This window comes from Pseudomonas sp. MC6, from assembly GCF_054790575.1.
Window position 1 is genome coordinate 5,882,554 of record NZ_CP186504.1, and the last position, 17,745, is coordinate 5,900,298.

The 17,745-nt window shown below is 59.9% G+C and carries 17 protein-coding genes; 6 read left to right on the forward strand and 11 right to left on the reverse strand.

The features are described from left to right. Nucleotides 1–4: 4 nt before the first annotated feature. The 3 genes from ybeY to miaB all read right to left on the reverse strand — a co-directional run bounded on the left by ybeY (nucleotide 5) and on the right by miaB (nucleotide 2,996). Entirely contained in the window at nucleotides 5–499 is a 495-nt protein-coding gene (ybeY, locus tag ACOYXE_RS26420; RefSeq protein ID WP_160059534.1) for an rRNA maturation RNase YbeY, read from the reverse strand. After that, a complete protein-coding gene (locus ACOYXE_RS26425; protein WP_034153779.1) occupies nucleotides 492–1,490 on the reverse strand; it encodes a PhoH family protein in 999 nt (332 codons plus the stop codon). Before ACOYXE_RS26425 ends, ybeY begins: the two co-directional genes overlap by 8 nt. Before the next feature lie 177 nt (nucleotides 1,491–1,667). Beyond that, nucleotides 1,668–2,996, reverse strand: a complete 1,329-nt coding sequence (miaB, locus tag ACOYXE_RS26430; RefSeq protein WP_160059532.1) for a tRNA (N6-isopentenyl adenosine(37)-C2)-methylthiotransferase MiaB — start codon at nucleotides 2,994–2,996, stop codon at nucleotides 1,668–1,670. Nucleotides 2,997–3,129: 133 nt separating this feature from the next. On the opposite strand from miaB, the gene ACOYXE_RS26435 reads away from it, so the two are divergent. Next, complete coding sequence (locus ACOYXE_RS26435; RefSeq protein WP_003185742.1) at nucleotides 3,130–3,459, forward strand: DUF1820 family protein; 330 nt, start codon at nucleotides 3,130–3,132, stop codon at nucleotides 3,457–3,459. 110 nt (nucleotides 3,460–3,569) lie between these two features. Here ACOYXE_RS26435 and ACOYXE_RS26440 read toward each other — a convergent pair whose 3' ends face one another. The 4 genes from ACOYXE_RS26440 to ACOYXE_RS26455 form a co-directional block, all read right to left on the reverse strand. Beyond that, nucleotides 3,570–4,124, reverse strand: a complete 555-nt coding sequence (locus tag ACOYXE_RS26440; protein WP_003228518.1) for a tetratricopeptide repeat protein — start codon at nucleotides 4,122–4,124, stop codon at nucleotides 3,570–3,572. Between the two features lie 225 nt (nucleotides 4,125–4,349). Continuing rightward, nucleotides 4,350–5,633: a glutamate-1-semialdehyde 2,1-aminomutase gene (gene hemL / locus ACOYXE_RS26445; RefSeq protein ID WP_160059531.1), complete on the reverse strand. Its 1,284-nt coding sequence runs from the start codon at nucleotides 5,631–5,633 to the stop codon at nucleotides 4,350–4,352. Nucleotides 5,634–5,648: 15 nt separating this feature from the next. After that, the gene (gene thiE / locus ACOYXE_RS26450; RefSeq protein ID WP_160059530.1) at nucleotides 5,649–6,272 is read right to left on the reverse strand and encodes a thiamine phosphate synthase; all 624 of its coding nucleotides are present in this window, start codon (nucleotides 6,270–6,272) and stop codon (nucleotides 5,649–5,651) included. Nucleotides 6,273–6,290: 18 nt separating this feature from the next. Further along, on the reverse strand, nucleotides 6,291–7,088 hold the full coding sequence (locus ACOYXE_RS26455) for a hydroxymethylpyrimidine/phosphomethylpyrimidine kinase (protein WP_007909650.1): 798 nt from the start codon (nucleotides 7,086–7,088) through the stop codon (nucleotides 6,291–6,293). Between the two features lie 303 nt (nucleotides 7,089–7,391). Here ACOYXE_RS26455 and ACOYXE_RS26460 point away from each other — a divergent pair, with 303 nt between their 5' ends. The 4 genes from ACOYXE_RS26460 to ACOYXE_RS26475 all read left to right on the forward strand — a co-directional run bounded on the left by ACOYXE_RS26460 (nucleotide 7,392) and on the right by ACOYXE_RS26475 (nucleotide 13,869). Next, entirely contained in the window at nucleotides 7,392–9,746 is a 2,355-nt protein-coding gene (locus ACOYXE_RS26460; protein WP_405122817.1) for a 7TM diverse intracellular signaling domain-containing protein, read from the forward strand. A 97-nt stretch (nucleotides 9,747–9,843) separates the two neighbouring features. After that, on the forward strand, nucleotides 9,844–11,493 hold the full coding sequence (locus tag ACOYXE_RS26465) for an acyl-CoA dehydrogenase family protein (protein ID WP_460926860.1): 1,650 nt from the start codon (nucleotides 9,844–9,846) through the stop codon (nucleotides 11,491–11,493). Nucleotides 11,494–11,663: 170 nt separating this feature from the next. Further along, the gene (gene amn / locus ACOYXE_RS26470) at nucleotides 11,664–13,163 is read left to right on the forward strand and encodes an AMP nucleosidase (RefSeq protein WP_161986511.1); all 1,500 of its coding nucleotides are present in this window, start codon (nucleotides 11,664–11,666) and stop codon (nucleotides 13,161–13,163) included. 70 nt (nucleotides 13,164–13,233) lie between these two features. Further along, nucleotides 13,234–13,869 (forward strand): pseudouridine synthase, encoded by a 636-nt coding sequence (locus tag ACOYXE_RS26475; RefSeq protein WP_460926861.1) that lies wholly within the window; start codon nucleotides 13,234–13,236, stop codon nucleotides 13,867–13,869. Here ACOYXE_RS26475 and ACOYXE_RS26480 read toward each other — a convergent pair. Together ACOYXE_RS26480 and ACOYXE_RS26485 are read right to left on the reverse strand one after the other, a co-directional pair. Further along, nucleotides 13,864–14,073, reverse strand: a complete 210-nt coding sequence (locus ACOYXE_RS26480) for a DUF2788 domain-containing protein (protein WP_007909655.1) — start codon at nucleotides 14,071–14,073, stop codon at nucleotides 13,864–13,866. The two genes, ACOYXE_RS26475 and ACOYXE_RS26480, sit on opposite strands and share 6 nt — an antisense overlap. 281 nt (nucleotides 14,074–14,354) lie before the next feature. Then, the gene (locus ACOYXE_RS26485) at nucleotides 14,355–14,834 is read right to left on the reverse strand and encodes an Lrp/AsnC family transcriptional regulator (RefSeq protein WP_007909658.1); all 480 of its coding nucleotides are present in this window, start codon (nucleotides 14,832–14,834) and stop codon (nucleotides 14,355–14,357) included. A gap of 451 nt (nucleotides 14,835–15,285) precedes the next feature. On the opposite strand from ACOYXE_RS26485, the gene ACOYXE_RS26490 reads away from it, so the two are divergent. After that, the gene (locus tag ACOYXE_RS26490; RefSeq protein WP_460926862.1) at nucleotides 15,286–16,344 is read left to right on the forward strand and encodes a DUF6515 family protein; all 1,059 of its coding nucleotides are present in this window, start codon (nucleotides 15,286–15,288) and stop codon (nucleotides 16,342–16,344) included. A 27-nt stretch (nucleotides 16,345–16,371) separates the two neighbouring features. On the opposite strand, the gene ACOYXE_RS26495 is transcribed toward ACOYXE_RS26490, so the two are convergent. Both ACOYXE_RS26495 and ACOYXE_RS26500 read right to left on the reverse strand, forming a co-directional pair. Beyond that, on the reverse strand, nucleotides 16,372–17,280 hold the full coding sequence (locus ACOYXE_RS26495) for a cation diffusion facilitator family transporter (protein WP_405122820.1): 909 nt from the start codon (nucleotides 17,278–17,280) through the stop codon (nucleotides 16,372–16,374). Between the two features lie 12 nt (nucleotides 17,281–17,292). After that, a complete protein-coding gene (locus tag ACOYXE_RS26500) occupies nucleotides 17,293–17,712 on the reverse strand; it encodes a polyribonucleotide nucleotidyltransferase (RefSeq protein ID WP_160059524.1) in 420 nt (139 codons plus the stop codon). Between the last annotated feature and the right edge of the window lie 33 nt (nucleotides 17,713–17,745).

The window sequence follows — 17,745 nt, forward strand, 5'->3', positions numbered from 1 at the left end:
GCGATTACTCTGAATCCTTTGTTGTAACGATAGGGGATGTTTCGGTTTCGTCGTCCGCGTACGGATCGGGATAGCCCAATTCGGCAAGCAACTCGCGTTCCAGTGCTTCCATTTCTTCGGCTTCCTCGTCATCCATATGGTCGTAACCAAGCAGATGCAAGCAGCCGTGAATGACCAGATGCGCCCAATGGGCCTTTAGTTCCTTGCCCTGTTCGGCGGCTTCGCGTTCGACCACGGCCACGCAGATCACTAGATCGCCAAGCAATGGGATGTCGAGAAACTCGTCGGGCACTTCGGCCGGGAACGACAGGACGTTGGTCGCGTAATCCTTGTGACGCCAGGTGTGATTGAGCTCGCGGCCTTCTTCCTCGTCGACCAGACGAATGGTCATTTCCGAGTCGGCGGTGCGCTGGCGCAGGGCCAGTTCGCACCACAAACGGAAGTCGGCTTCACTCGGCGCGTTTGCTTCAGTCGCGATTTGCAGGTCTAGCTCAAGCATTTCGCGAGGTGTCCTTGGGGGCTTCGTCTCGGTTTTCGAAGCGCTCGTAGGCTTCGACGATCCGCTGGACCAAAGGATGGCGCACGACGTCTTTAGGCTGGAAGTGAGTGAAGCTGATACCCGGCACGTCTTTGAGCACTTCGATCACATGGTGCAGACCCGACTTGGTGCCTTTCGGCAGGTCGACCTGGGTAATGTCACCGGTGATGACGGCGGTGGAACCGAAGCCGATCCGGGTCAGGAACATCTTCATCTGTTCGACGGTGGTGTTCTGGCTCTCGTCGAGAATGATGAAGCTGTTATTCAGCGTACGACCGCGCATGTAGGCCAGCGGCGCAACTTCAATCACCTGACGTTCGATCAGTTTGGCCACGTATTCGAAGCCGAGCATTTCGTAGAGCGCGTCGTAGAGCGGGCGCAGATACGGGTCGATCTTCTGCGACAGGTCGCCGGGCAGGAAGCCGAGTTTTTCACCCGCTTCAACCGCCGGACGCACCAGCAGGATGCGGCGAATTTGCTCACGCTCCAGTGCATCGACAGCGCAAGCAACGGCCAGATAAGTCTTGCCGGTACCGGCCGGACCAATGCCGAAGTTGATGTCGTTGCCGAGGATTTCCTTCACGTAGCGCAACTGATTCAAGCCGCGCGGGCGAATCATGCCTTTCTTGGTGCGCAGGGCGACGGAGGCTTCGGCGGGGGCGTGGTTGTCCAGCTCGACGACGGACGATTCCTGCAGGAACAGGTGCACCGTATCTGGCGACAGCTCTGAACCCTTGGTTTCCCGGTACAGGCGACGAATCAGATTTTCCGCAGACGTGGTGAGTTTGGGGTCGCCGATCAGCTCGAACTGGTTTCCGCGGTTGCGGATCTCGATGGTCAGGCGCTGTTCGATCAAGCGTAAATGCTCGTCGAATTGCCCGCACAGATTGGCGAAGCGGCGAGCCTCAAAGGGCTCGAGGATAAAACGATGTGGTTCTATGGGTGCGTTCAAGGTCGTATTTAGCCGCCCTGGGGCAATTAAGATGAAATCAAGGATAACGCCAGAGGCGTGGGTGCGAAAGCTCTTAAATATTCTTGGCGTCGAGACCGTCAAGATCGCAGCCTTCGGCAGCTCCTACAGGGGAATGTAATCCATGTAGGAGCTGCCGAAGGCTGCGATCTTTTGCATTTATTGGATCAGCGAGCCGCGCAGCGAGTGCGGCTGCGCCGCGTCGATATGCACGTCGGCGAACTGGCCGATCAAGGTCGGATTGTCGCAGCGGAAGTTGACGATACGATTATTCTCGGTGCGCCCTTGCAGTTCGCCCGGGTCTTTCTTCGAATAATCGGTCACCAGAATGCGCTGGATCGAACCGACCATTTGTCGGCTGATCTCGAAACCTTGCTGATTCAGACGGTGCTGCAGCGCGTTCAGGCGTTCCTTCTTCAGCTCTTCCGGGGTGTCGTCCGCCAGATCGGCAGCCGGGGTGCCCGGGCGCTGGCTATAGACGAAGGAATAAGAGAAATCGAAACCGACGTCGGCAATCAGCTTCATGGTCTGTTCGAAGTCTTTCTCGGTCTCGCCGGGGAAACCGACGATGAAGTCCGAGCTGATGCAAATGCCCGGCACGGCAGCGCGCAGTTTGCGCAGCTTGGATTTGTATTCCAGCGCGGTGTGGTTGCGCTTCATCGCCGCGAGAATCCGGTCGGAACCCGATTGCACCGGCAAATGCAGGTGCTTGACCAGCTCCGGCACATCGGCGTGGGCCTGGATCAGGCTGTCCGAGAACTCCAGCGGGTGCGAAGTGGTGTAGCGAATGCGGTCGATGCCGTCGATGGCGGCGACAACACGGATCAATTCGGCGAGATCAGCCAGACGACCGTCATGGGTCGTACCGCGATAGCCGTTGACGTTCTGCCCCAGCAGCGTCACTTCACGTACGCCGTTTTCGGCGAGGTGAATGACTTCGGCGATCACGTCGTCGAACGGCCGGCTGACTTCTTCGCCACGGGTATAAGGCACCACGCAGAATGTGCAGTATTTGCTGCAACCTTCCATCACCGACACGTAGGCGCTCGGGCCATCGATGCGCGGTTCGGGCAAGTGGTCGAATTTTTCGATTTCCGGGAACGAGACGTCGACCTGCGGCATCTTGGTGATGCGCGCGGCGTCGATCATTTCCGGCAGGCGGTGCAGGGTCTGCGGGCCAAAGACCACGTCGACGTACGGCGCGCGATCGCGGATCGCCGCGCCTTCCTGGCTGGCCACGCAACCGCCGACGGCGATCACCATCTCCGGGTTGGCCAGTTTCAGTTCGCGCCAGCGGCCGAGCTGCGAATACACGCGATCTTGTGCGCGCTCGCGGATCGAGCAGGTGTTGAGCAGAATCACGTCGGCGTCTTCGGCACGTGCGGTGACTTCCAGGGCCTGATGTTCACCCAGCAGATCGACCATGCGCGAGCTGTCGTACTCGTTCATCTGGCAACCGTGGGTTTCGATGTAAAGCTTCTTGGCCATGGATTAGGGTCATCACGTGATTCAAAGAACCGCGCATTATAGGGAACAAGCCTTCAGGTTCCTACCGCTGCGCGTCCGGTGGCTATGCTATAGTTTGCGCCCTCATTTTTATCCCCGATGTTATCCCCCCGCCATGACCAAACGCGAAGCTCCAATCTATAAGGTGATTTTCCTCAACCAGGGCCAGGTGTTCGAAATGTACGCCAAGCAGATCTATCAAAGTGATCTGTGGGGCTTTCTGGAAGTGGAAGAGTTCGTCTTTGGCGAGCGCACGCAAGTGGTCGTCGATCCGAGCGAAGAAAAGCTCAAGGCGCAGTTCGAAGGCGTGGTGCGCAGCTTTGTGCCGATGCATTCGATTGTGCGCATCGACGAAGTGGAGCGTCTGGGCACCCCGAAAATCAGCGAAGCCCGCGGCGCGGTCGGCAATGTGATGCCGTTTCCGATGCCGATGCCTGAGAAGTAAGCCTTAACACCGAGTCGCCTCTTCGCGAGCAGGCTCGCTCCCACAGGGGAATGCATTCCAATGTGGGAGCGAGCCTGCTCGCGAAGGGGCCGGAAAGGTCGGCGCAAAAATCAGGGAAGAGGCGAAAACGGCGTACGCCCATCGGCGCTCTGCAATTCCATCAGGTATTTACGGAAAATTTGCCCGAGCACTTGCGTGGCAGTCTCGAGATCTTCGCGGGACATTTTTTCGGAAACTTCGTCAGCCGTATCCAGCGCATCTTCAGCGCCGTTGACCGCGGCCATCTTCAGCACGATATACGCCTGAATGTTGTTGGCCTGCACGCCTTCACCGTGGAAGAACATCGTGCCGAGCTTGAACTGAGCCTGAGCGTGGCCTTGCAACGAGGCTTTTTCGAAATAGCTCAGGGCTTGATTGAGGTCGCGCGGCGCGTTTTTGCCGTCGTAGTAGAACTCACCCAACTCGTATTGCGCTTGCGCATCCCCTTCATCCGCCGCTTTCTGGCAGGCGGCCAGTGCCTGCGTGACGTCTTGCGGCTGAGTATTGAGGGTGCAACGACCCATCGCCGGGATCAACAACGAGTTGCCGCCTGCTTGTGCATGCGCGAGCAGGGGCTGAAGGAGCAACAGGCAGCCCAAGGCAAGGGTGCGGCCGGTGCGGTTCATGGGAATCGACTTACCTCTGAAGGGCACGCGGACCCATCGAGGGATCCAATAAGCGCGCATTATGAAATAAGCAGGGCCAACCTTACAAAGTCTTTACTCGTTTTTCTGCTGCGCGGGGAATATATCGCCCACTTTAGGGGAGATTTTTAGCAGGAGCATCGGAAAAACAGCGCGGGTGTAGGTGAATGCTGACGCTGGCCATAGCCAACGTCAGCGGTACGGCGATTACTTCAGTGCAGCGAAGGCGCGTTCGGCTGCGTCCAGGGTCAGTTTCAACTCGGCTTCGCCGTGGGCGATCGAGGTGAAACCGGCTTCGAAGGCGCTCGGTGCCAGGTACACGCCACCTTCCAGCATCAGGTGGAAGAAGCGACCGAACAGTGCAGCGTCGCTGGCCATCACGTCTTCAAAGGTGACGATGTCGTCGGCGCCGCTGAAGTACAGACCGAACATGCCGCCAGCCTGGGTGGTCACGAACGGAATGCCAGCGGCATCAGCGCGCTGTTGCAGACCGTCGAGCAGACGCGTGGTGTAGTCAGTCAGCTCGGCGTGGAAACCCGGGCGGCTGATCAGACGCAGCGTGGTCAAACCAGCGGCCATCGCCAGCGGATTACCCGACAGCGTACCAGCCTGATACACCGGGCCCAGCGGCGCGATGCGCTGCATGATTTCGCGCTTGCCGCCGAAACAGCCGACCGGCATGCCGCCGCCGATGATTTTGCCGAAGGTGGTCAAATCAGGATTGACCCCGTAGTACGCCTGAGCACCACCGAGGGCAACGCGGAAACCGGTCATCACCTCGTCGAAAATCAGCACCACGCCATGGTTGTCGCACAGCGAACGCAGGCCTTCGAGGAAGCCTGGTGCCGGTGGTACGCAGTTCATGTTGCCGGCAACCGGCTCAACGATGATACACGCCACGTCCTCGCCCACTTCAGCGAGCATCTTTTCCACAGCGTCGATGTCGTTGAACGGCAGGGTCAGGGTGTGTTTGGCGAATGCCGCCGGCACGCCGGCCGAACTCGGTACGCCTTGGGTCAGTGCGCCGGAACCGGCCTTGACCAGCAGGCTGTCGGAGTGACCGTGGTAGCAGCCTTCGAACTTGATAATGCTGTCGCGGCCGGTGTAGCCACGGGCCAGACGGATCGCGCTCATGGTCGCTTCGGTGCCGGAGCTGACCATGCGCACCATGTCCATCGACGGCACCAGCGAGCAGACCAGATCGGCCATCTCGGTTTCCATCGCGGTTGGTGCGCCGTACGACAAGCCGTGTTGCAGTTGATTACGCACCGCGTCGAGCACGTCCGGGTGGCTGTGGCCGAGGATCATCGGACCCCACGAGCCGACGTAATCGACATAACGCTTGTCGTCTTCGTCAGTGACGTAGGCACCTTCAGCGTGCTTGAAGAACAACGGCGTGCCGCCAACGCTCTTGAACGCGCGAACGGGCGAGTTCACGCCACCGGGGATATGTTTCTGGGCATTGGCAAACAGGGTTTCGGAACGAGACATGATCGGGCTCTCAAATCAGACTTTCAGTAATTCATTGAACGCGCGGGCGCGGCGGGTCACTTCGGCGCTGCTCTCGGCACCGAACAGTCCGTGAACCACGGCGAGCAGGTCGACCCCGTGGGCCACCAGCGGTGCGGCGTTGTCGAGGGTGATGCCGCCAATCGCGCAGACCGGCAGGTGCAGCGTGCGCTTGGCGTCGTCGAGCAGATCGAGGCTGCAGGTCGGCGCGCCGGGTTTGGTGTTGGAGTTGAAGAAGCGGCCAAAGGCGACATAGCTCGCGCCTTCTTTGGCCGCTTGTTCGGCCAGCGCGAGTTGCGCGTGGCAGGTCGAACCGATAATCGCTTTTGAACCGAGCAGGGCGCGGGTCGGCGATAGCGGGCCGTCGGTCTGGCCGAGGTGCACGCCGACGTTAAGGCGCGCCGCCAGTTCAGCGTCATCGTTGATGATCAACTGCGTCTTGTAGCGCTCACACAGATCACGCAGCGCTTCGGCCTCACGCAGACGGCGGGCCTCGTCGTTGCTCTTGTCGCGGTATTGCAGCAGGGTGACGCCGCCTTCCAGCGCCGCCTCCACGTAAGACAGAAACTTGCCCGCCAGCAGTGCGCTGTCGGTAATGGCATACAGGCCACGTAGTTTCATCGGGCAGACCTCACGACGTTACGAGCAGAAATCCAGCGGCAGGCGACGCGGGACGAACTGGCCTTTGCCCAGTTGTTCGGCATCGCGCAGGGTGCGCCAGGTGTAATCCAATGCACTGCGCACGGCGCTGGCGAGGTGTTCGCCCTGAGCCAGGCGACCGGCCAAAGCACTGGCCAACGTGCAACCGGAACCGTGATAGCTGCCCGGAAGACGCTGACAGATAAAGGTTTCACGCAGACCATCGCGGCTGTACACGCGGTTATGGATTTCAGTTTCGTCGCCGTGGCCGCCGGTGATCAGCAGGTTTTTGACGAACGGCAGGAGTTTTTCAGCGCACTCGTCTGCGGTGCCTTCTGGCAATTCGGCGAGGATGCGCGCTTCAGGAAGGTTAGGCGTGGCAATGATCGACAGCGGCAGCAGACGCTCGCGCATCGCATAGCCGACCTCGTCCTTGCCCAGGCGACCGCCACCACCGGCGCGCAGCACCGGGTCGCAGACCACCGGCAAGTGCGGGTGCGCCGAAAGCAGTTCGACAACGGTGTCGACCATTTCCAGCGAACCGAGCATGCCCAGTTTGACCGCAGCGACTTCGGAGTCGTTGAGCACGGCATTGGCCTGAGCCAGTACCCACTCACGGTCGAGGACGCGGAAGTCAGTGACGTTGACGGTGTCTTGCACGGTCAGGGCGGTGACGGCCGGAGCCGCATGGCAACCCTGCGCGAGCAAGGCTTCGATATCTGCCTGCAAGCCGGCGCCACCACTTGGGTCGTGGCCGGAGAGACAGAGGACAACGGGGCGGGAGCTGTAGATATTCATGGTGCGCGAGCTTACCACCAAAGCTGATTTTCGGGTTCAGTGCCGTTGTCCCGGGCCGATAATCTGGCAGGAGAATCCGACCGCTCTGTCACAAGCTGACCAACTCAACAGCTCTAGCTCGCTGCTTTGCTCTGGAACGCCCGTTCTAGAGCCTTTGTAGGAAAAATTTCAATGGTGCTCAATGGCCATCAACGGCTATGCTAGTCTGGATCCAAACCAATAACAGGTAATACCGGTTTTACGTCTACTCAAAGGGAATGGGGGGCTTCCTGACACAACCGGACGAGCCACGCTGGGGCTTCAATGCGCTATTTGCTGATGTTGTTGTTCTGCTTGCCCCTTATGGCGAGCGCCGTCGAATTCGACGAATTTACCCAGAGCCTCCCTCTGGGCCGGTCGCTGCAAGTGTTCGAAGACCCGAGCGGTCAGGCGAGCATTGCCGATGTTCGTGCGCAAGCTGCCGCCGGCAATTTCAAACCTCACGATAAAGCCACGCTCAATGCCGGTTATTCACGCTCGGCGTTCTGGCTGAAGATTGACCTGCATTATCGTCCGAGCAATCCCGCCGCCCAGCGCACCTGGCTGCTGGAACTGGCTTATCCACCGCTCGACCATCTCGATCTCTATACGGCCGACGCCAATGGCGACTACCGCCTCGTCCGGCAAACCGGCGATGCCTTGCCGTTCGCCAGCCGCGAGATTCGCCAGAACAACTATCTGTTCGACCTTTCATTCAAGCCGGATCAAACGCAGACCGTGTATCTGCGACTGGCCAGCGAAGGGTCAATCCAGGCGCCGGTGACGTTATGGTCAAGCACGGCTTACCTCGAAGATCAGCCGGTGCGCTTGTATGTGCTCGGCATCATTTACGGCGTTCTGCTGGGGATGGTGGTTTACAACCTGTTCATCTTCCTTAGCGTGCGCGATACCAGCTATCTCTACTACATCTTCTATATTGCCTCGTTTGGCCTTTATCAGTTGTCGGTGAATGGCGCCGCCGTCGAGTATTTCTGGCCGGACAATCCATGGTGGGCCAACGCCGCCACGCCGTTCTTCATCGGTTGCGCGGGCTTGTTCGGCAGCCAGTTCGCCCGCAGTTTCCTGCAAACCAAAACCCACAGCCGCTGGCTCGATCGTTTGCTGATCGGACTCATTGCATTCGGTGCGTTGGTCATCGGTCTGTCGCTGATGACCAGTTACGCCTTGGCCCTGCGCCTGGCAACAACGCTGGCACTGACCTTTACCGTGGTGATTTTTGCCGCCGGGATTCTGGCCTGGTGGCGCGGCTTGCGCGTGGCGCGCTATTTCATCATCGCCTGGTCGGCGTTTCTGCTCGGCGGCATCGTCAACACGCTGATGGTGCTGGGATTGCTGCCGAACGTGTTCCTGACCATGTACGCCAGCCAGATCGGTTCGGCCATTGAGGTGGCATTGCTGTCACTGGCACTGGCCGACCGCATCAACGCCATGCGTGAGCAACAGGCGCAGACCCTGTACGACGCCGGGCAGAAACTCGAAGTGCTCAACCAGCAACTGGCCCATAGCAACAAGCTCAAAGATGAGTTCTTGGCGACCCTGACCCACGAACTGCGCACGCCAATGAACGGTGTGATCGGTTCGCTGGAATTGATGCAGACGGTCGAGCTTGATCCGGAGCTGGAGCAATACCAGCAGACGGCCGCCGGTTCCGCGCGAGACATGATGCGTATGGTCAACGGCATCCTTACCCTCACTGAATTGCAGGCTGGCAAACTCAAGGCTGCGCCGGGCAGTTTCAGTCTGCGCGCAGTGGTCGAGGCGTTGCGCGTACAGTTCGACGGTAACGCGGCGAGCAAGTCGCTGGACTTCAAGGTTGAAGTACTGCCAACCCTGCCGGATCGCCTGCACGGCGACAGCGCCAAACTCGCGCAATGCCTGGAATGCCTGCTGGATAACGCGATCAAGTTCACCCGGGTCGGTGGTCTGGCACTGCGGGTGACCGGCAAACCGTCGACGGGCAATCGTCTGGCGCTGTCGTTCGCAGTGATCGACACCGGCATCGGTTTCACCGATCTGGGCGAAGCGACGATGTATCAGCGCTTCTTCCAGCTCGACGGCTCGATGACCCGCGAATACGGCGGGCTGGGCGTCGGTCTGGCGATCTGCCGACAGTTGGTCGAGTTGCTCGGCGGCAAACTCACTCATCGCTCGGAACCTGGGCGCGGCAGCCGCTTCCAATTGGATGTCGAGTTCGAACTGCCGGTGGTGGAAACTGCGCCGATCTCTGCGCCTTCGCACGATTGCGTACGTGCACCGCAGGACTGCACGGTGTTGTTGGTGGACGACAACAGCGTCAATCAACTGGTGATGCGCGGCATGTTGCTCAAGCTCGGCTTCCGCGTGCGCAGTGCCGACAACGGTGCGGCGGCGCTCGAATGCCTGCAGCGTGAAACGGTGGATGCAGTATTGATCGACTGCCAGTTGCCGAGCCATGAAGGCGCGTCATTGTGCTGCCAGATTCATGCGTTACCCGGATGCGCCAACCTGCCAGTGTTCATGCTGGCGTTGAACGCTGATCGAGAGCTTTGCACCACCGGTGCAGCGATCGATTACCTGAACAAACCGGTGAAATTCGAAGACCTGCAATCTGCGCTGGCACGGCGGGTGCTGTGCTGCTGACAAGGTAAAAGCGCCGCAAATTCGGCTGATATGACACTTTGACCGGTTGCAGTGCGGTGCTTAACTGAGTTCCTTGGTTGCATTAAGGAGCCCCGTCATGAACCTGCATCAGTTCGCCGAAACCCACGAAGTCACCAACCAGCCACCGTCGCTGGACGGTACCAACCTGTACCGCATCGACCTGCCATTGCAGGAGTGGTCGCGGCGCTTTGGTGCCGGTTGGGCCGAGTCGCGAATCGATGCCTACGGCGCGCTCGCCGGTGGACCGCTGATGGAAGCCGGGTTCCTCGCCAATCAGAACAAACCTGTGTTCGCCAGCCATGACCGCTACGGCCATCGCATCGATCTGGTGGAATTTCACCCGGCTTATCACGAGCTGATGCGCGCGGCGATCGAGCATGGCCTGACTTCGCTGCCATGGGCGCATCCACAGGATGGCGCCCACGTCGCCCGCGCCTCGATGACTTATCTGCACAGTCAGGCCGAGGCGGGCAGCGGTTGCCCGTTGACCATGACCTTCGCCAGCGTGCCAGCCCTGCGTTTGCAGCCGAATCTGGCCGAGCAATGGCTGCCGAAAGTCCTCGCCACTGAATACGATCCGCGCAACGTCGGCATGGCGCACAAGGCCGGCGTTACCATCGGCATGGCCATGACCGAGAAACAGGGCGGCACCGACGTGCGCGCCAACACCACCAAGGCTTATCCGGTCGGCGCCAGCGGTCCGGGTCAGGCCTATGAACTGGTCGGGCACAAGTGGTTCTGCTCGGCACCGATGTGCGATGCCTTCCTGACGCTGGCGCAAACCGACAAGGGCTTGAGCTGTTTCCTGCTGCCACGCCATCGTCCGGACGACACGCGCAATCAGTTCTATATCCAGCGCTTGAAAAACAAACTCGGCAACCAGTCCAACGCCTCCAGCGAAGTGGAGTTTCGTGGCGCGCTGGCGTGGATGGTCGGTGAGGAAGGGCGCGGGGTGCCAACTATCATCGAAATGGTCGCAATGACTCGCTTCGATTGCATGGTCGGTTCCAGCGCGTTGATACGTCAGGCGCTGACCCAGGCCAGCCACCACTGCGCGCATCGCAAGGTCGGCGGCAAACTGCTCAGCGAACAGCCGCTGATGCAAAATGTGCTGGCCGATCTGGCCCTGGAAAGCGAAGCTGCACTGGCGCTCAGTCTGCGCATGGGCAAGGCACTGGATCATCTGGACGATCGCCATGAAGCGCAATTTGCCCGGCTGGTGACGGCGGTGGGCAAATACTGGATCTGCAAACGTGCGCCGGGGATGATCAACGAAGCGGCGGAGTGCATGGGCGGCGCCGGGTACGTCGAAGAGAGCATCCTGCCGCGCCTGTACCGCGAGGCACCGGTGAACTCGACGTGGGAAGGCTCCGGCAATGTGCAATGCCTGGACGTGCTGCGCGCGTTGTCGAAAGAGCCGGGTGTGCTGGATGTGTTGTTCAGCGAGTTGGGCGATGGGCATGGCGACAAGCGCTTGGCTGCGCACATTCAGCAGTTGCAGGCGCAGTTCAAGGATACGGGCGACATTCAATATCGGGCGCGGCAGTTGACTGAGGACATTGCGCTTGGTTTGCAGGCCAAGCTTCTGTTGGAGGCGGGAAACTCAGCCGTCAGCGATGCTTTCATTGCCAGCCGCCTGAGCGGTGGTGGCCGGGTCTACGGCGCCTTGCCGCGTGGGCTGGACGTCGAAGCCATCGTCGCCCGCTCAACCCCACAGATTCTCTGACCCACCACACATCCCCTGTAGGAGCTGCCGAAGGCTGCGATCTTTTGATCTTCTAAACAACAAGATCCAAAGATCGCAGCCTTCGGCAGCTCCTACAAGGATTGGGGTGACCCATATATTGTGCGGTTGCCAACATGCCACTGTTCCCGTGACGCCACGATGCAGGCAAGATGAAGCTCTGCAAGTCAGAACACAGGAAGCTGATCGTGACCGAAGCGTTTATTGTCGTTCAAACCGCCGAACAAGCCGTGGATCGTCTGGCCGAGCTGCATGAGCGGGCCACCACTGCGCTGAACTCGGCGCTCAAGCGTTACCTGAAAGATCGCGTCGAACCCGACGCTGCGCAGCGTGCTCTGTTTCGTTATCCCGAACTGCGTCTGACCTACCATTGCCAGGGCGAAGTCCCGCAGACCACCCGCGCTTACGCCAAGGTGCAACTGCCAGGCACTTACAGCGTCACCGTCACCCACCCGGCAGCGTTCCGCAAATATCTGCTCGAACAGCTTGTGCCGTTGATGCACGACTTCACCGTGACCGTGGAAGTCGGCGTCAGCCAGCAAAACATTCCGTATCCGTATGTGGTCGAGCAGGGCGATGAACTCGCTGGTTCCGGCGTCACCGCTGCCGTGCTGGCGCGAGTGTTCCCGAGTACCGATCTGTCCGCCGCCACCGATGGCATCGCCGACGGTCTCTACGACTGGGAAAACACCGATCCGCTGCCGCTAGCCTTGTTCGACGCTGCGCGCGTGGATTTCTCGCTGCGCCGTCTGGTTCACTACACCGGCAGCGACTGGCGCCATGTGCAGCCGTGGATTCTGCTGACCAACTATCACCGCTACGTCGACCAGTTCATCGTCCATGGTCTGGAGCAACTGCGCAGCGACCCGCGTTTTGTGCGCATGGTGTTGCCGGGTAACGTGATCATCGAGAAAGGCATGGATCACGGCGAAGCCTCGGCGATTGCTGCCGGTGTGGTCTGGCACCGTTACCAGATGCCGGCCTATCACCTGATCGCCAGCGATGGCCACGGTGTGACCTTGGTGAACATCGGCGTCGGCCCGTCCAACGCCAAGAACATCACCGACCACTTGGCGGTGCTGCGTCCACATTGCTGGCTGATGATCGGCCACTGCGGTGGCCTGCGTCAGTCGCAGACCATTGGCGACTACGTGTTGGCGCACGCGTACATGCGTCGCGACGGCATTCTTGATCGCGTAGTGCCGCCGAACATTCCGATCCCGGCCTTGGCCGAAGTGCAAATGGCCCTGCAACAGGCTGCGGCCAATGTCACTGGCGAGAAGGGCGACGACCTGAAAAAACGCCTGCGCACTGGCACCGTGCTGACCTACGACGACCGTAACTGGGAACTGCGTTGGGCTCAGGAACGGCCGTTGATCAACCTGTCCCGCGCGGTCGCGGTGGACATGGAGAGTGGCACGATTGCCGCGCAGGGTTATCGCTTGCGAGTGCCGTACGGCACGTTGCTCTGCGTTTCGGACAAACCGCTGCACAGCGAAATCAAGCTGCCGGGTTCGGCTAACGCCTTCTATGAGCGCGCGGTCAGCCAGCACTTGAAGATCGGCATCGAAGCGGTCGATTTGCTGCGCACCGAACTCAACTCGCTGCACTCGCGCAAACTGCGCAGCTTCGACGAGCCGCCGTTCCGCTGATTTGTTGATGGTCATTTAACGGTCAGGCTACTAGCATTGGCAGCCCTGACCGTTAGATGTTCTTTTCGCCATGTCCCGTCCTCCACGTCCACCTTCCCGCCGTCCTGGCGCGAAGCCTCAGTCTGCTTCCCCGCGCCGTGTTGCCAAGGCACCACCGGCCGAGCCGAAACTGATCCTGTTCAATAAACCGTTCGATGTGCTGACGCAATTCAGCGACGGCGAAGGGCGGGCGACGCTCAAGGATTACATCGATGTGCCCGGCATTTATCCGGCCGGACGCCTGGATCGCGACAGTGAAGGCTTGTTGCTGCTGACCAACGACGGGCAGTTGCAGGCGCGCATCGCCGATCCGAAACACAAATTGGCGAAGACCTATTGGGTGCAGGTTGAAGGCGTGCCGACGGCCGAACAGCTGCAGCGTTTACGTGACGGCGTTGAGCTAAATGACGGCATGACCTTGCCCGCCGAAGCGCGGCAACTGGATGAACCTGAGCTGTGGCCGCGCAATCCGCCGGTGCGCTTTCGCGCAACCATACCTACTTCATGGCTGGAACTGGTGATTCGCGAGGGGCGTAACCGTCAGGTACGGCGCATGACGGCGGCGGTCGGTCTGCCGACGTTGCGGCTGGTGCGGGTCAGGATTGGCGACTGGACGATCGATGGCCTTGATCAGGGCCAGTGGAAAGAAGTGCCGGCGCGCTTATAAAGCGCCGGATTCGATCAGGCCGATCACCACACTCTTGATGATGAACGCGGCCACGCCCAGGCCCAGCACGAAGAACAGAATGAACGAGCCAAAGCGCCCGGCCTTGGACTTCTTCGCCAGATCCCAGACGATGAAACCCATGAAAATGATCAGGATGCTGACCAGACCGGTCATCATCCACTCTTCTAATAATGCTGGATCCATTGGGTTTCTCCGGCGCGCGCGGGGCTAAAAGGGGGCGGCGAGTATACGCCAAGGTTTGTGGGGTGGCATTGATCTGGGTCTGATCTGAAGCCTTTGTCCTCACCCTAACCCTCTCCCGGAGGGAGAGGGGACTGATTGGGGGATGCTCAAGGAATACGCCGACCTGAACGCTCTGTTGTGAATCCACAATCGACTCGATCTTTCAGGTCGATGCATGACGCCAGACACCTCGGTCAGCTCCCTCTCCCTCCGGGAGAGGGCTGGGGTGAGGGTGCCTTTGATCAACTACGCAAATGAGTCAGCGGCAGCTCAGTGCTGTTCAACACCTGATTCAGCACAAAACTCGACCGCACACTGGTCACCCCTTCAATCCGGGTGAGGTGCCCCAGCAACAGTTTCTGATAGTGATCCATATCCGGCACCACCACTTTCAACTGGTAATCCGCATCCACGCCCGTCACCAGACTGCACTCCAACACCTGCGGCAACGTGCGAATCGCCGCCTCGAAGTTTTCGAAACGCTCCGGTGTATGCCGGTCCATGCCGATCAGCACATACGCCGTCAGGCTCAGCCCGAGCATCTTGCGATCGAGCAATGCCACCTGCCGCGAGATGTAGCCGTCGTCTTCCAGTTGCTTGACCCGGCGCGAGCACGGGGAAGGCGACAGACCGATACGCTCGGCCAATTCCTGGTTGGAGATGCGGGCGTCGCGCTGCAATTCCGCCAAAATACTCAGGTCGTAACGGTCGAGTTTGCTCATCAATCTGTCCTTGGTTGTAACTATTGCGGCAGATTATCTATCCAGGGTTAAAAATTGCGCAAGTGGTGTTTATTTCAGCAATCTTCGCAATCCTCTGTCGCGACCTCAGGCCTATTCTTATCACCAGAATCACTGCTCGGTAACACAGTCCACGCGGCCCGCCCTATCCGGCCTGCCGCGGCCGCCACCCCCATCGGGGTTGTGCCGGCCCCCGAGCTGCACACTGTCCAGAAGACGGCGTGAGGTGAGCCGACGTCAAAAGCGTCGAGCCAGGACGAAGTTCTCTAGAAGGGAGGCCGACGGGTCTCCCTTTTTTCTTGCCTGCGATTTCATGCCAGACGCTCAATAAATAAGTTGCGCGACTGATAACCTGTTGCAGAACCCGGTGTGTGTATTCCCGGTCTTAGCTACAAGTCCTCTTACATTTACAGGCCCCGCAGTGAGAAAAAGCATGAAGTCGCGCATTTGGCGTCTGGCCGGTGTTGGTTTGCTGTGTGTGAGTGTCAGTGCGCAAGCGCTTGCCGATGAACCGCAGAATCGCGGGCCGGAGGGCGGTGGACATGGCCAGGACCATCAGGGCAATAATCAGGGCCATGGCGGCAACAATCAGCCGCGTCCGCAGAATAATCAGCCACAGCAGAATCAGCCGCGCCCGCAGAACAACGAGATCATTCGTGGCGACAACAGCCGCCAGTTCGAGCACAACGGCCAGCAGCACAACAATAATGGTCAGTGGCAAAACCACGACCAGAACCGTCCAGCCTACAATCCCAACCCGGTGCGCCAGCCGCCACCGCCGCCACAACTGCCGGCCAACAGCCTGCCGATCCAGCCACGGCCCGACGCCGTGCGCCAGACCCAGGAGCCGCGTCAGGGCTACTACCGCGACGAGCGTCCACAAAATGGTTATCACAACCAGCAATGGCAGACCGGTAACCGGCCCAATGACAATCGCTGGCCTGGGCGTCCGGACGGTCACGGCAACGGTTGGGGCCCGGGTCCGCAATATCGCCCGGGGCATGTGATCGACCGCTTCCCGGATCGCGACTATCGCGTGCCGTATCGCGGGCAGGATTACTTTTTCTCCGGTGGCTACTGGTATCGCCCGCAAGGCCCGCGCTACATCGTCGTGCAGCCACCGCGCGGGATCCGCATCCAGTATTTGCCCGATTACGCCCGTGAAGTGTGGATCGGGGGGGCGCTGCTATTCCTCGCCGCCGGTTCCTACTACGCCTATCAGGAAGCGACGCAGGATTACGTGGTGGTTGAGCCGCCGATGCAGCAACAGCCGCAGCCGCAATCTCAAGGTTATGACGTCGAAGCCTATCCGGCCAACGGCCAGTCGCCGGAGCAGGTGCAGCAGGACGGTTATCAGTGCTATCAGTACGCCGTGCAGCAAAGCGGTTTCGATCCGCGCACCGCGACCTATCAGCCAGCGCCTGAAGTGGTTCAGGCGTATCGCCAGGCTCAGGGCAATTGCCTGAGCAGTCGCGGTTATCAGGTCCAGTAAGAGCAGCTACGAGTTGCAAGTTTAGAGCTACAAGCTTGAAGCTTGCGGCTCGCGGCTTGTAGCTGCTTTTATCGGGTCGGCGTGCACCAGCACTTCGGCTCGCGGGTAGGCCTTGTGAATGGCATCGGCAGCTTGATCACTGATGCCGTGCGCCACTGACAAGGTCAATTCCCCCGGCAATTCCAGGTGCAATTGCACGAACCAGTGGTTGCCGGAGATCCGTGTGCGCAAGTCATGCGCGCCCAACACGCCCGGCACACCGCAGGCCAGTTCAAGCATGTGCTGACTGACATCCGCCGGCAGCTCTTCATCCATCAACACTGAAAAGCTTTCCCGGGCGATCTGGATTGCGCTCCACAAAATGTACGCAGCAATGCCCAGACCGAACCACGCATCCAGTTGCTCAAAACCAAACCCGGCGAGGATCAGCGCAAGCAGAATGCTGCCGTTGAGCAGCATGTCCGAGCGATAGTGCAGCGAATCCGCGCGCACGGCGTTGGAGCCGGTCTGCTTGATCACCCGATGCTGCAACACCAGCAGCGCCGCGGTCAGCAGCAGCGAAAACACAATCACACCGATGCTCAGCCACGGCGCCCCGAGCGGTTGTGGATCATGAAGTCGCTCGTAAGCCTGAAACGCGATCAATACCGCACTGCCGCCAATGAACAGCGCCTGCGCCATCCCCGCCAGCGATTCCGCCTTGCCGTGGCCATAACGGTGATCGTCATCGGCGGGGCGCAGCGCGTAATGCACCGCCAGCAGATTGAGCATCGAAGTGACGCCATCCAGCGCCGAGTCGGTGAGGCCGGCGAGCATGCTCACCGAACCGCTCAGCCACCAGGCGATGGCTTTGGCAACGATCAGCGTGCACGCGACCGCCACCGAGGCGCGGGTCGCCAGACGTAGCAGGCGAGCGTGTTCGGGGCTGGATGTCATTTAACTTCCTTTTTAAGCGGCGGGTTGCAGGCCGAACATCGCCAGTTGTTGAGTGCTGCCTTTGTGTTGAATCAGGCGCGGGTCATCCAGAGGAAAGTCCCGCCCAAGTTCACTTTCGAGAATAGCCTGCAGCTTGTGATTATCGACCTGACCGTCCGGGCCGATGGCTTGCTTGAGTTTGGCCGGGTCGATCTGCGCGGTGTGGCCCGGTTCGAAGTAGATCGCGCCGGTGGCAAAGTCGACGGCGAACGCGATCAGGCCGGGGATGACATAGAAAAGCAGGCCCACAGCATCGAGCACGGCAATCGCCGGGTCGATCTTGCCGTCGATCTGACCGCGACGGTCCGGGTAGAAAATCGAACCGCACGCGGTGATTTGCGTGAGCAGGGTGGCGACCAGTGCACCGCCGATCAGGCGAAAAGGTAAGCGCATGGGAAAATCTCCTGATTGATCTAAGAACGAAGC

Coding starts and splice junctions, on each gene's coding strand:
- ACOYXE_RS26435 (WP_003185742.1), top strand. CDS start 3,130: ATGACCAAACGCGAAGCTCCAATCTATAAGGTGATTTTCCTCAACCAG.
- hemL (WP_160059531.1), bottom strand. CDS start 5,633: ATGTCTCGTTCCGAAACCCTGTTTGCCAATGCCCAGAAACATATCCCC.
- thiE (WP_160059530.1), bottom strand. CDS start 6,272: ATGAAACTACGTGGCCTGTATGCCATTACCGACAGCGCACTGCTGGCG.
- ACOYXE_RS26465 (WP_460926860.1), top strand. CDS start 9,844: ATGAACCTGCATCAGTTCGCCGAAACCCACGAAGTCACCAACCAGCCA.
- ACOYXE_RS26480 (WP_007909655.1), bottom strand. CDS start 14,073: ATGGATCCAGCATTATTAGAAGAGTGGATGATGACCGGTCTGGTCAGC.
- ACOYXE_RS26500 (WP_160059524.1), bottom strand. CDS start 17,712: ATGCGCTTACCTTTTCGCCTGATCGGCGGTGCACTGGTCGCCACCCTG.
- ACOYXE_RS26460 (WP_405122817.1), top strand. CDS start 7,392: ATGCGCTATTTGCTGATGTTGTTGTTCTGCTTGCCCCTTATGGCGAGC.
- ybeY (WP_160059534.1), bottom strand. CDS start 499: ATGCTTGAGCTAGACCTGCAAATCGCGACTGAAGCAAACGCGCCGAGT.
- ACOYXE_RS26485 (WP_007909658.1), bottom strand. CDS start 14,834: ATGAGCAAACTCGACCGTTACGACCTGAGTATTTTGGCGGAATTGCAG.
- miaB (WP_160059532.1), bottom strand. CDS start 2,996: ATGGCCAAGAAGCTTTACATCGAAACCCACGGTTGCCAGATGAACGAG.
- ACOYXE_RS26455 (WP_007909650.1), bottom strand. CDS start 7,088: ATGAATATCTACAGCTCCCGCCCCGTTGTCCTCTGTCTCTCCGGCCAC.
- ACOYXE_RS26475 (WP_460926861.1), top strand. CDS start 13,234: ATGTCCCGTCCTCCACGTCCACCTTCCCGCCGTCCTGGCGCGAAGCCT.
- ACOYXE_RS26440 (WP_003228518.1), bottom strand. CDS start 4,124: ATGAACCGCACCGGCCGCACCCTTGCCTTGGGCTGCCTGTTGCTCCTT.
- ACOYXE_RS26490 (WP_460926862.1), top strand. CDS start 15,286: ATGAAGTCGCGCATTTGGCGTCTGGCCGGTGTTGGTTTGCTGTGTGTG.
- ACOYXE_RS26495 (WP_405122820.1), bottom strand. CDS start 17,280: ATGACATCCAGCCCCGAACACGCTCGCCTGCTACGTCTGGCGACCCGC.
- amn (WP_161986511.1), top strand. CDS start 11,664: ATGAAGCTCTGCAAGTCAGAACACAGGAAGCTGATCGTGACCGAAGCG.